General features: G+C 41.2%; 12 protein-coding genes and 1 riboswitch. Of the genes, 2 read left to right on the top strand and 10 right to left on the bottom strand.

The features are described from left to right. Positions 1–665 precede the first annotated feature (665 nt). Positions 666–1,553 carry an Rgg/GadR/MutR family transcriptional regulator gene (locus tag Q0A12_RS11840; RefSeq protein ID WP_291292851.1) on the top strand — a complete coding sequence of 296 codons (888 nt, stop codon included), beginning with the start codon at positions 666–668 and terminating at the stop codon, positions 1,551–1,553. Between the two features lie 73 nt (positions 1,554–1,626). Here the strand turns inward: Q0A12_RS11840 and Q0A12_RS11835 are convergent, their stop codons facing one another. From Q0A12_RS11835 to Q0A12_RS11820, 4 genes are all read right to left on the bottom strand, one after another. Next, positions 1,627–2,814, bottom strand: coding sequence for a glycoside hydrolase family 3 N-terminal domain-containing protein (locus Q0A12_RS11835; protein ID WP_291292850.1), 1,188 nt, complete (start codon positions 2,812–2,814; stop codon positions 1,627–1,629). A 122-nt stretch (positions 2,815–2,936) separates the two neighbouring features. Then, positions 2,937–3,467, bottom strand: coding sequence for a folate family ECF transporter S component (locus Q0A12_RS11830; RefSeq protein ID WP_291292849.1), 531 nt, complete (start codon positions 3,465–3,467; stop codon positions 2,937–2,939). Positions 3,468–3,493: 26 nt separating this feature from the next. After that, a riboswitch (THF riboswitch) is annotated at positions 3,494–3,592 on the bottom strand. A gap of 178 nt (positions 3,593–3,770) precedes the next feature. Next, positions 3,771–3,953 (bottom strand): hypothetical protein, encoded by a 183-nt coding sequence (locus Q0A12_RS11825; RefSeq protein ID WP_291292848.1) that lies wholly within the window; start codon positions 3,951–3,953, stop codon positions 3,771–3,773. A gap of 21 nt (positions 3,954–3,974) precedes the next feature. After that, on the bottom strand, positions 3,975–5,201 hold the full coding sequence (locus Q0A12_RS11820; RefSeq protein ID WP_291292847.1) for an MFS transporter: 1,227 nt from the start codon (positions 5,199–5,201) through the stop codon (positions 3,975–3,977). A gap of 251 nt (positions 5,202–5,452) precedes the next feature. On the opposite strand from Q0A12_RS11820, the gene Q0A12_RS11815 reads away from it, so the two are divergent. After that, the gene (locus Q0A12_RS11815; protein ID WP_291292846.1) at positions 5,453–6,109 is read left to right on the top strand and encodes a Crp/Fnr family transcriptional regulator; all 657 of its coding nucleotides are present in this window, start codon (positions 5,453–5,455) and stop codon (positions 6,107–6,109) included. 139 nt (positions 6,110–6,248) lie between these two features. On the opposite strand, the gene Q0A12_RS11810 is transcribed toward Q0A12_RS11815, so the two are convergent. From Q0A12_RS11810 to Q0A12_RS11785, 6 genes are all read right to left on the bottom strand, one after another. Then, complete coding sequence (locus Q0A12_RS11810) at positions 6,249–6,641, bottom strand: OsmC family protein (protein ID WP_291292845.1); 393 nt, start codon at positions 6,639–6,641, stop codon at positions 6,249–6,251. Then, on the bottom strand, positions 6,638–7,528 hold the full coding sequence (locus Q0A12_RS11805; protein ID WP_291292844.1) for an ATP-binding cassette domain-containing protein: 891 nt from the start codon (positions 7,526–7,528) through the stop codon (positions 6,638–6,640). Before Q0A12_RS11805 ends, Q0A12_RS11810 begins: the two co-directional genes overlap by 4 nt. Next, positions 7,525–8,388, bottom strand: a complete 864-nt coding sequence (locus Q0A12_RS11800; RefSeq protein ID WP_291292843.1) for an ABC transporter ATP-binding protein — start codon at positions 8,386–8,388, stop codon at positions 7,525–7,527. The genes Q0A12_RS11805 and Q0A12_RS11800 overlap by 4 nt, the downstream gene beginning before the upstream one ends. Before the next feature lie 5 nt (positions 8,389–8,393). After that, positions 8,394–9,224 carry an ABC transporter permease gene (locus Q0A12_RS11795; RefSeq protein ID WP_291292842.1) on the bottom strand — a complete coding sequence of 277 codons (831 nt, stop codon included), beginning with the start codon at positions 9,222–9,224 and terminating at the stop codon, positions 8,394–8,396. After that, positions 9,221–10,183: an ABC transporter permease gene (locus Q0A12_RS11790; protein WP_291292841.1), complete on the bottom strand. Its 963-nt coding sequence runs from the start codon at positions 10,181–10,183 to the stop codon at positions 9,221–9,223. Before Q0A12_RS11790 ends, Q0A12_RS11795 begins: the two co-directional genes overlap by 4 nt. A gap of 284 nt (positions 10,184–10,467) precedes the next feature. Continuing rightward, positions 10,468–12,051: an ABC transporter substrate-binding protein gene (locus Q0A12_RS11785; RefSeq protein WP_291292840.1), complete on the bottom strand. Its 1,584-nt coding sequence runs from the start codon at positions 12,049–12,051 to the stop codon at positions 10,468–10,470. Positions 12,052–12,060: the final 9 nt, after the last annotated feature.

The following is a 12,060-nucleotide window of genomic DNA, read 5'->3' as shown; positions in this document are numbered from 1 at the left end:
TCCCACGCTCTTATCACGTATAAACGGCGGGAGCAGAAGCAACTCCTTCGGAAATAAGTCGTAATACCCAAAAATTTGAAAAGCAATTTCCGTGTCTTCCTCCTTATTTCTCGGAGTTTAACACTTCTGTCCCAGCCTCTTTTCCTATCAAACGATGTATTTTCTTTGGAAATAAATCCAACTGTTACAAAAACGGGCAATCATTTTCGGATATTCCAGCTTAATTCTTGAAACAGCCCACGTCTGCCACCCTCGCTTTTTTATTTTGAGGCAAAAGAAAAAAACAGAAATCGCTGTTTTTCTGTTTTCTTCTGTTCAAGTTCCTGTTTCCTCCTAAAATTGACAGCCTGGAAAGCCTGATATACAGGACTCTGGGGAGAGGTCACCAATTTTGGAGGAGCAAATAGTAAATTATTACTAGAAACCACTTATTTATATGTGAATGAAAAAGTATCTAACCCTATTTTACAAAAGGGGTGTTAGCGTAAGAAAGAAAAAATGTTGATCATATTTTCAACTACTTCCCATGGAAATCCAAAAAATTGGAACATTTTCTTTTCCTCCTTTAATTGACTTTCCTTTAGTTTAAATGGAAAATATAACTATAGTTGATTTGGACTATTTTTTCGTCCACCTAAATTTAGGTGCACCTAGGAGGTTTTTTTTTGGAAGCCAATCAATTGCTTAAAAAATTACGAACAGAACGGAATTTCTCTCAAAGAAAGCTGGCAGCAGACATATCTGAACGCAGTACACTGGCTTCATTTGAACAAAAAGGGCATCGGATCGCTTTCGATACTCTTTACAAGTACCTCGATCGTTTAAATGTCACTCTTGAGGAATTCGAATACCATTTGACGAACAATCAGTTAAATGAAAAGAAGCAGCTTTCCAAACAATTTCACACAGCTTATTATCAGCATGATTTCGATCAGTTAGCTTGTTTGATCGAAGCGTCAAAAGGGCTCTATCAAGAGACACAAGACTTTTATTATTATTTGCTTTATAGCCAATACTATTTGATTCTGATGAAAAAAGGACAGATACATACTACTGATGAAATCGAACGAATTGAGACATCGATCAAAGACTACCTCAATCGAATCGAAACGTGGGGCAAATTTGAAATCACGATTTTCGTCAATCTCATGTTTCTGTTTACAGACGAATACATTTTATTTCAAATCGAACAATTAAATAAGCAAGAATTTTATAATAACTTGCTTAGCCTCAATTATCATATTTATTCAAAGCTATTGACTAACGCGGCCTTCCTGTTCATTGATCGGAAGCAAATCGATCAGCTTGAACAAATTCTTTTCTATATGACTAAAAACATCCCTTTAGACAATGATCGGATTCGTTTGATGATTCGCTATTTTGAGGGGATCAGCGCACTTTTTCACGGTGAAATCGATAGTGGGAAGCAAACGATTACACGATCCCTTGAAGTCTTGCGTTTTTTAGGTCAATCAGCTTATGCGAATGAACTCTCCGACTTAGCCACCAGTGTTCTTTTAGCCATCGTACCTACCGAAGAACCCTTTGGATAATCGCTGCAAAAAAACGATCTAAGGCCCCTCTTTGCCAATCAACGGCAAGACAGTGACCTTCAGATCGTTTTTTTTATTCGTTGATTAATCCTAGCGAGGCTTTCCACTCCAACACTCGTTTAACAGAAGCATCAAGGGCTTTTTCTGAGTAGTCCCCTTGCTTGATAGCAGCTATGATGACAGGAATCTGCTGCTGATACGTAGAAGACATCACTAAATCATTTCCAGCTTCCAACGCTTTCAATCCGGCTTCCGATTGTGAAATAAAGTCGGCTAAACCAGCCATATCCATGTCGTCTGTCATGATCACTCCCTTAAAATTCAGTTGATTTCGCAAGAGTTCATGGACGGGTTTTGAGATGGAAGCTGGCACGCTGGCATCAATACTGGTGACAATATTATGGGATACTAAAATACTATCTGCTCCAGCTTTGATCCCTGCTTCGAAGGGCAAAAAGTCTTTCGTTTCCAGTTCTTTCAACGAGCGATCATCCGTGACGATCTCTACATGCGAATCCCGGTTGTTGCCATAGCCGGGAAAATGTTTCAACGTTGAACCGATCTGGTTTTCTTTTAACACTGCAACCGTTCTGCGAACAAATTCGCTGGTGCCTGCTGCATCTAAGCCAATCGTTCGATCATAAATAAACGAATGGGGATCTGTTGACACATCTGCGACCGGAAACAATCCAGTAGAAATTCCATAATCATGGAAAATCGCGGCCTTTTGAGCGGTGTCCTCGTCAACTGCTTGCCAACCGCCTTGCTGGTAAAGCTGCTGAGGAGATAGAAAAGGAGCTGGTACCAAAGCGGGGTTGCGACTGATTCGAGTGACAGTTCCTCCTTCTTCATCCATTCCGATCAAGAGAGGGATGGTACTAGCTTTCTGGTAGTCTCGAATCTTTTGTTTCAATGACTCTGCTGTTTCGTTTTCGGTATCTCGACCAAATAACAGGTAACCACCTAAATGATAGTCGCGGATATCCTCCAGTTGATTGATTTCAGGTACCCGAACAAAAAATAATTGTCCAACTTTTTCTTCCAAACTCATGTGGGCCATCTGATCAGCGATCGTTGGTTCTTCCTCCACACTCGCTGTACTTTCACTACTACTTGAGGCACTGCTTGTCGATGAAGACGTTTGGACAGATGCCGCTGGCTCTTCTTGATTTGTCTGTTGATTCATCAGCCACTTCATTCCTCCTATAATAAGCAATAGGAGCAGAATGAACCCACCCATAAAGATTCCTTTTTTATTCATATGTTTCTCCTTGCTCCCTGTTTTTGATTAGTTTAGCACGCTCTTTAACAGAAAAAAAGCGAACAGGACTCACTTGCAGGTTCCTGTCGCTTTAATGGATGTTTGTCTTAATTTCTTAGTGTTTAGCTGAAACGTCGTGTCAATCGTTTATAAGGTACCGCACGGCCAACAACGTAGATCAACACTGTTTGGATTGGGAACATAATTGCCGCCTTCATTAAGCGAACAGACCAGATCGCCCAACTTGTCAACGGGATATTCAACATCATCGCCAACCAAATCGGAGTCAAAATCAATGTGATCAAAACGGTATTCAGCAAAACAACCGTCACTGCCCGTTTCCAAGTGACTTCTTTTCGATAGAAAAAGTAGCCGTAGATCAATCCCCCGATAAACGCATTGATCGTAAATCCGAAGAAGAAGGCGGATTTAGGGAAAAGGATCATTCCTGCTATATCGGCGACCGAAGCCCCTACAGCAGTCCAGAATGGCCCAAAAAGCATTCCCATGATCAATTCAGGAACAAAAGTGAAAGTGAGTTTCAAATAGGCGGTTTCAAAACCCAAAATTTGCGACAAGACCACCATCAGGGCAATCAAAAGCCCCATGACCGCGATCATATGTGCGTCGACTTTTCTTTTCATAACGAGCATCTCCTTTTAGAGCTGCTACAAATTCATGCAGCGAATGCGAAAATAAAACCGCGAACAGATCGTTCTTCGTCCAAAAGGCAACATCCCATCCTTTCGGCACTTAACGCTTTATTTCCTACTCTGATTTATTTAGGTATTTCTACCCAGACAAACTATAGCACAGATCCAAACCCGCTTCAATTTTCGTCACTCTACTGATCAAACTTTTTTGAGAATCGTTCGTTTTTTCGCTGCTTTTCGATAAAAAAACTGTGCAAGCACAGATTTGCTCCGTGAGTGCACAGCCTCTTTTTGAAGAATGAATCAGCCGATAATATTATCGTTGATCAAGACACTTTTGATTGCTTTTAATTCATGGGCGATCTCGACTTGTTCGATGGTCAAACGTTGATTGACTTCTTCCATCGAATGAATTTCTTTATTTAATTCATTAATATTTGTCACCAATTTATTTAATGCTTCTAAAATCAATTGATTGCTGTCCATTGTTTTTATACTCCTTGTTGGTTATTCTTCTTCGATCGAACGTTCTGAAGCTTCAGCATTTTCAACTACTTTTTTCGTTTTGTAAAAGAATTTATACAAGACGATGACAACCACTGGGATCAATCCACAAATGATGTAGATTTGAGAGTAGTTAAACATGCCATTCAAGCTGCCTAATGCGTAAGGGCCAACCCCTAAACCTAGATCAAGACCAATGAAATAAGTAGAAAGAGCGACACCGATTCGATGAGAATCCACTTCTTTCAAACATACGGCTTGTCCATTTGACATAAACGTACCATAGCCAAGACCGACAAAACAGCCGGAAATCAATAGCATGATGCTGTTACCTGTCACGCTTAACAAGAACAAACCTAATGTCAAAAAGATAAAGCTTGGATACATAACGGCATCTGCACCACGACGGTCAAATAAGCGACCTGTCATAGGACGAGTAAAGGTTACAGACAATGCATAAACAACAAAGAAGAATGCCCCTGCTGTTTCAAGACCAAGGTTGCTGGCATAGATTGAAAGGAATCCTAATACACTGGAATAAGATAAGCCAATCAAAAAGGCCAGTCCTGAGATAAACAATACTTTTGGCTCAACAAAACTGCTGAATGACCATTTCTTGAGTTCTGCTCTGTGTTCGGGTGTCAAGACGATGTTTTTTACTGGGAAAGCAAAACAAGCAATCGCTGTTAAGACGGAAAGAACTGTTGCCAAAATAATGATAAAATTAAAACCTAAAGAAGGTAACAGCAACATCCCAATAAATGGTCCGACAGCTGCAGCTAAACTTGTGCTTAATCCGTAATAGTTGATTCCTTCTCCATGTTTTGAAGATGGGATATAAGCTGTGACGATGGCGTTTGCTGCGGTAGACACTGCACCGTAGGCGAACCCATTCAAGAAACGAACGCTATCTAAAATGATAATATTTGATGAGATCAAATAAGCCGCCGTTGTTACAACATAAAATATCATTCCCCAACGAAGAATTGCTTTACGTCCAACTATTTCTAACACTTTACCGATATACAAGCGGGCGATCAGTGTTCCGATGATATAGATCCCTGCCGCAAATCCAGCTTGTGCTGCGGAAGCCCCTAATTCTTGAGTGGCGAACTTTGCCGTGATGACGACAAAACAGTAATAGACTAGAAAAACGATAAAATTAATTAATGTAATTGTAATAAAGCCTTTGTTCCATAGTTTTTCTGTTTGTTGCTCATGTTCTGACATTTTATGTTTTGCTCCTTTTTTTATTGTTTCTTTGCTCATTTGTCATCTGTTTCAGATGACAGGTCTAACTATACCCGAAATTTAACAACCGCGAATTCGCTTTTGTTGCTGAAAAAAAGCAAAAACATAAAACATTGACATTTGTTATTGCTTTTTGTATCGAAATGTTCTTTAATGAAATAGGAATGTTTCAATGCAGGTAACAATGAAACGGAATGAAAAGGACTATAGGAACAAGAGGAGTGCTTTGTTTGGTAAGACAACTTTTAATGGAATATTTGGAAGAAAATAACATTCCAGTCGTCATACGCAAAAAAAGGAGTTATTTGACGTATGAAGGAATCCCTGATCGTTATGTGTATATTTTGAAGAAAGGGATCATCAAAACGAGTGTTGTTACCCGCGAAGGTCGAGAATTCAACTTACGCTATATGAATGATTTCGATATTGTTTCTCTTTTTAAAGATGAATCTTCTCAAGAAGTGGAAGCGCCCTTTAATGTACGCGTGGAATCAGAGGAAGCTGAATTGTATAAAATCGTCCGGGATCAATTTTGGACAGATGTCAATCAAAATCGAGCGCTACAAGATTATGTCAAAGAATACTACCGTAAAAACTTGATGTACTCCATGAAGAAAATGCAGCAAATGCTGATGAATGGCAAATTCGGGGCAGTTTGTACGCAACTGAATGAACTATATGAAACTTTTGGTGTCCCGACAGACGAAGGCACGCTGATTGATTTTGAGGTCACCAATGAGGAAATCTCCCGCTTTTGTGGCATCACTTCAGCAAGTAGTGTCAATCGGATGATGCAGCGTTTACGAGAAAGCGGCGCCATCAAAACCCAAGATCGAAAACTATTGGTTTTAGATATTGGCTTGATTCGCGAAAACATTATTTTTTAAAAAAAATTGCAACAAACATGGGCAGATGCAAGCCATTGCAGCCTAACATCGCAGAAACTGACGCTAACCCTTTGCATTAAAAAAGCAGCTGTGACAAGCTTTTGTCCTAGCTGCTTTTTTCATTTGAAATGATTCCCGCTTAAATAAAATGAACGGTTTCTTCTACCGTGATCGTTGGATCCAAAGATTGGATCACTGGGCAATTTGGTGAAACCAGTTTGAGACAACGAATGGCTTTTTCTTGATATTCTTCAGCGATTCGAGCGTAAAATGCGATTTGGATCGAAGAAATCGGTTCTGCTTTCTTCTCTTTATCTCTGGTATAGCTGACTTCGATTTTTTCAATTTCAGCTGGTACGTGAGAATTTTCCAAAACGGAAGTATAAACATACCCACCACATGCTCCTGCTGCAGTGACGAGCATTTGCACCGGTGAATAGCCTAGTTCTCTAGCTAAGACCCAGTTCCCATTTTGTTGTGGTAATTCAAATTTATCTTTTCCTTGGATCAATGTTAATGTTTCAACAGTCATTGTTTCTCTCTCCTTACGAAATGTCCTTCTTCGACTTCTACCCAGTCAAAGATCGGACTTAATGTGATCGTTTCTTGAATATTCTTTTTAGCCATCGCAGCTCGTGCTTGAATGGGATCAGCAATAGGGGCTGCCGCTAACAGTTTCTTGGTATAAGGATGCTGTGGGCTCTCAAAAAGCCGTTCTGTCGGCGCTAATTCAACCAGTTTCCCTTGATACATCACAGCTGTCCGGTCGCTGATATGGCGGATGACAGACAAATCGTGGGAGATGAACAAGTAAGACAAAGAAAATTCTTGCTGCAGTTGCAAAAGCAATTGAATGATCTGGGCTTGAATCGAGACATCTAATGCCGATGTGGGTTCATCGCACAAGACAAAGGCTGGTCGATTGACCACTGCTCGAGCAATCCCAATCCGTTGACGTTGGCCGCCACTGAAGTTTCGAGGAAGTTTATGGATATCTTCCCCTTTGATTCCGACAATGGCCAGGATTTCTTTTGCTTTCGCTCGTGCGGCATCTTTCGTTTCTTTCAGCAATGGTTCCATCACTAATTCCAGTGCCGTCATCCGGGGGTTCAATGCCGAATAAGGATCTTGAAAAATCACTTGCATCTGCTGATAACGGTCTTTTTGTTCCTCTGCTGACAAATGAGCCAATTCTTGTCCTTCAAAGAAAACTTTACCGGAAGACAATGTTTCAAGATTTAAAATACTTCGACCCAATGTCGTTTTCCCGCTACCTGATTCCCCCACAAGACCTAGCGTCTCACCTTGATGAATCGTTAAGCTGACATTATCTACCGCTTGAACTTCTGTCACTACCCCACGCCAATTTTTACTGCGGAAAGTTTTACTGGCTGCTTCAACTCGGATCAATTCTTTCACTTGTTGGTCACTCCTTCCCAGACACGATGCGTTTTTGTGATTTCTCGAACCTGCAACACATCTGGAAGTTCTTCATGATAGTCAAAGACTACCGTTTCCCCTAAATGGGCTGCTTGCAGCAGTTTTTTCGTATAAAGATGCTGCGGCTGGTAGAAAATTTCTTCGGTGGTGCCTTCTTCCACGATCCTGCCTTGATACATGACCTTGATATAATCACACATTCCCGCCACAACGCCGAAGTCATGGGTCACTAATACCACTGAAAGATGCTCGGCCCGCTGCAACTCTTTGATCAATAGCAAAATCTGGGCTTGGATCGTTACATCTAGTGCCGTCGTGGGCTCATCTGCAATCAATAATTTTGGCTGTGCCAACAGCGCCATAGCAATCATGACCCGCTGCCGCATTCCACCGGATAGTTCATGGGGGTATTGTTTCATCCGCTGTTCTGGAAGCGGGATCCCTACTTTGGCCAACTCTGCAATAGCGATTGCTTGCGCGGATTTTTTTGACATTTTTTGACCTCTGCGAATGACTTCGATTAAATGATACCCAATGGTGCGCAAAGGGTTCAAGGAGGTCATCGGGTCTTGAAAAATCATCGCCAAAGGCAATTTATGGCGATCTGTCACTGGTTTTCCGTCAAAAACAAAAGAATCAAAGGAATCCGAAATCTTTTCTGGTAAAATTCCCATCACACTCTTCATCGTCATGCTTTTTCCACTGCCTGATTCTCCAACGATTCCCACTACTTGTCCTTTAGGAATATCTAAGTTGATTTCTTTCAGCAGTTGTTGATTGCCTTGTTTTCTATGAAAAACCACATTCAAGTTTTTTACCGTCAATAACGATTCTGTCATGATTGCTACACCTCCCGCTGCAAGACACGCTTGATCATGTCTCCAAGATTGTTAAACGAATAAATGGTAAAGATCACGAATAAACCGGGTAAGATCGCCATATAGGGCGCTCGCTGCAGACTACTTTGGGCATTTTGTAACAAACTTCCCCAGGAAGCCATGGGTTGCTGGATTCCCATACCCAAAAAGCTCAATGCCGATTCTGTCATGATTGCTCCTGAAATACTAGCAGAAGCTGCAACAATCAGTGTGGGCAAAACTGACGGAAAAATATGCCGAAAAATAATACTCATCGCTGAACGACCAATAAATTTTCCATAAACAACATATTCTCTTTCTTTGGCAGCCAGCGTTTCTCCCCGAATCAACCGGGCAATATTCATCCAAGAAAAGCCGCCGATCACAATAATGATCGTGGTTAATCCCGGACGTAAAAAGACACTTAGTACAATAACCAATACTAGCCAAGGGATGGAAGACAAAACGTCTACAAGGCGCATGAGAATGCTATCCACCCAACCACCAAAATAACCAGCCGTTAATCCCACCACTGTGCCAATCAGTGTCGCTGTGGTCATCGCCAAGACCCCTACTAATAACGAAACCCGTCCACCATAAACCACTCGAATGAAATAATCCCGTCCCACTTCATCGGTACCGAACAAGTGCCCCCAGCTAGGTGCTTGAGACATATTGCTGACATCCGTCGCATTGGGATCAATCGGAATCAATGGTGCCAGGAGGGAAAGCAAAATCAACACTGTCAAAAAGAGGAACGAAAATGCATACACAGGAGAAGAAAAAATCGCTTTTCTGACCTTTTGTAACCGATTCATGAACGACTCCCTCCTTTTCGTATTCTTGGATCAACAATCGAATAAAGAACATCGGCTAATAAATTACCTAAAATAACTAAAGTCGCCGACAACAACATAATTGCCATGATCACTGGGTAATCTAAACTTTTCGTCGCACTCATCAAATAAGGACCGACCCCTGGCCAACCAAAGATCGTTTCTGTAATGATTGCTCCGGTCACTAACATGGGCAATGCCAGACCTATTTGCGTCACGATGGGAATCATCACATTACGGCTGATATGACGACTGAAAATCTGCCATTTCGTGGCATGAAACGCTTGCTGCACCACGACATAATCCTCCGATACTTGTTGGGTCGCTGACGCCCGAATGTAACGAGTCAATTCTGGGAAAAAGGCGACTGTCAATGTCGCGTAAGGCAAAATAAAATGTTGCAGGAAGTCTTTAAAATCGCCTTCTTGCCCCACCGTATACATTCCGATAATCGGAAATAGATTTAGTCGATACCCGAAAAGATAGATCAAGATCATTGCAAACCAGAAAGTAGGTACTGCAATTCCTAAAGAAGCGACCCCATCAATGATTCGATCCCAAATCTTACCTTTATTGGCTGCCGCTAGTAATCCTAAAAGGATGGCTAACAGTAACGCCGTTAAGTAAGCTGGTAAAACCAAGCGAATCGTATTTGGGATTCGGACGGCCAACTCTTGCGAAATACTGTTTTGTGAAACTAAAGAAAAACCTAAATTACCAGAAAAAATATTTTTGATCCATAAAAAGTATTGCACTAAAAAAGGTTGATCCAAACCGTAACGTTGCCGTAAAAGATCAATCTGCTCTTGGCTCATATTTGGCGTAGTGATTGAATCAATGACATCATAGGGGGCAATGTGGATCAATGAAAAAACGATAAATGAAATAACGAATAATAAAGGAATCGCCTGCAATACTCGTTTTAAAATATATCGAAACATGTCTCTCCTTCTCTCTCAAAAAAAGCATGACAGAAGTCGGCTAAACGAAAAACAGAATACCTCAAGAAGCCAGTCAGAGCAATGGCTCAAGGAAGCTCTCGGAAAGAGGCAGATGACAGCTAGGAAAACATCCGCTTTATGCGTCCTGTCTTCCTAGCTCAGCCCCTGCAGATCCTTTCGCCTTGATGTTCCAGTCTCTAACCTCTTGATACAGCTGCTCTGATCAAAAGCAACGAGTAGCTGTCACTCTTTTTTTCTTTGTTTGACTTCTGTCACAACCATTCTTATTCCTTGATCGTCAATTTTGACATATCTTCAAATGTATAGATTGGAATCAAGCCCGCTTCTTCTACATTGGCAATACGCTTGTTGACCGCTAAAATCTTTTTATTGTCTACGATTGGATAGATGCGGGCATCATCCGCAATCGCTTGTTGCAGCTGATTATACAACTCTTTCCGTTTGGTTTCATCTAACTCAACTGCGGCTTTGGCAAACAACTCATCCGTCGTCTTGTTCTTTGTTTGGAAATAATTGGAACTGCCATCCGTTTTAAATAGCATACCATAAAGGTCAGGATCATTTCCCATAATATAGCCGCCTAAAAATAGGTTGTATTTTGTGGAGCCGGCTTTTTTCAATTCAGTGAAGATCGCTGTGCCATCGCCCCCCTCTAATGAAACATTGATTCCGGCTTGTTGCAATTGTTGTTGGATCAGTGTTGCTTGAATCGTTTGCGCTGGATCTGTTGAAGTAAATGCCAGATTTAGTTGCAGATTGGATACACCGGCTTCTTGCAATAATTCTTTGGCTTTCTCAACATTTGTCTCGTATTTTTCCACGTCTTCGGTCGCAAAAGGATTGTTAGGTGGCAAGAATGAATAAGGCGTATCATAATACTTATCGCTCAAATAAGCTGCTTGATTCATTTCATTTTTGTTCAAAGCATAAAGAACGGCTTGTCGTACTTTGACATCTTTCAAGGCATCGGAATTCGTATTCAATCCCAAATAACCAATCCGATTTTCAGAATACGGATAAATGGAAATCGTTGAGTCATCTAAATCTTCAATATCAGAAGGCAAGACAACGGCTGCATCCACTTCACCTTTTTGCAAAGCGACTTTGGCTGTATCGTTGCTTTCAATGATTCGTAATGTCACATTTTTGATGGCAGCTTCGCCACCATAATAGTTTTCATTGGCTTCAAAAGTGAAATACTCGCCGCGTTTGTATTCCTTTAATTTATAAGGGCCAGTACCTACAGGTTTTTCCGGCAACTCGTTGACCGAAAAATCAGTGACATCTTTATAAATATGTTCAGGAATGATATATGTCTCTGTTGCGATATTATTTAGTGCTGCGGCACTTGCAGAAGGCAAGACAAATTTCACCGTGTAGTCGTCAACTTTTTCAATGCTGACTGGTTTTCCGTCAACCCACAAAGCATCGGCGTTGCCATTTTCTTTTTTCACTTTTTGTTCATAGGTAAACACAACATCATCTGCAGTAAATGCTTCACCATCTGACCACTTCACATCCTTTTTCAAATGAACAGTCAGAGACAAACCGTCTTCAGCTGGATCAACCGAGTCAGCTAATGCATTTTGCGTCGTTCCGTCAGCTTCGACGATCACTAAAGGGGAGTAGATCATATTCGTCACGGTCAATCCCCAACGGTCACTCGTATTGATCGGATTCGTTGAAGAAGGATCCCCGTTAATTGCATAGGTGAATGTGTCACTATCCCCCTTTGGCGTCGTTGTATTTGCTGATGAATCTTTTGTACCCCCTGATGAGCAAGCGGCTAAGAAAAAGCCTAAGCCAATGATTGCTGCTCCCATCAATCCTTTTTTCCAATTTTTCATCGTTCTCCT

This window comes from Enterococcus sp. (genome assembly GCF_022711995.1).
In the GTDB taxonomy this organism is placed as follows: domain Bacteria; phylum Bacillota; class Bacilli; order Lactobacillales; family Enterococcaceae; genus Enterococcus_D.
This window is presented reverse-complemented; position numbering and strand designations above follow the sequence as displayed.

Excerpts from the sequence above, each read along its gene's own strand:
- Q0A12_RS11835 (WP_291292850.1), bottom strand. The coding sequence starts at position 2,814 with ATGAATAAAAAAGGAATCTTTATGGGTGGGTTCATTCTGCTCCTATTG.
- Q0A12_RS11830 (WP_291292849.1), bottom strand. The coding sequence starts at position 3,467 with ATGCTCGTTATGAAAAGAAAAGTCGACGCACATATGATCGCGGTCATG.
- Q0A12_RS11825 (WP_291292848.1), bottom strand. The coding sequence starts at position 3,953 with ATGGACAGCAATCAATTGATTTTAGAAGCATTAAATAAATTGGTGACA.
- Q0A12_RS11820 (WP_291292847.1), bottom strand. The coding sequence starts at position 5,201 with ATGTCAGAACATGAGCAACAAACAGAAAAACTATGGAACAAAGGCTTT.
- Q0A12_RS11810 (WP_291292845.1), bottom strand. The coding sequence starts at position 6,641 with ATGACTGTTGAAACATTAACATTGATCCAAGGAAAAGATAAATTTGAA.
- Q0A12_RS11800 (WP_291292843.1), bottom strand. The coding sequence starts at position 8,388 with ATGACAGAATCGTTATTGACGGTAAAAAACTTGAATGTGGTTTTTCAT.
- Q0A12_RS11795 (WP_291292842.1), bottom strand. The coding sequence starts at position 9,224 with ATGAATCGGTTACAAAAGGTCAGAAAAGCGATTTTTTCTTCTCCTGTG.
- Q0A12_RS11790 (WP_291292841.1), bottom strand. The coding sequence starts at position 10,183 with ATGTTTCGATATATTTTAAAACGAGTATTGCAGGCGATTCCTTTATTA.
- Q0A12_RS11785 (WP_291292840.1), bottom strand. The coding sequence starts at position 12,051 with ATGAAAAATTGGAAAAAAGGATTGATGGGAGCAGCAATCATTGGCTTA.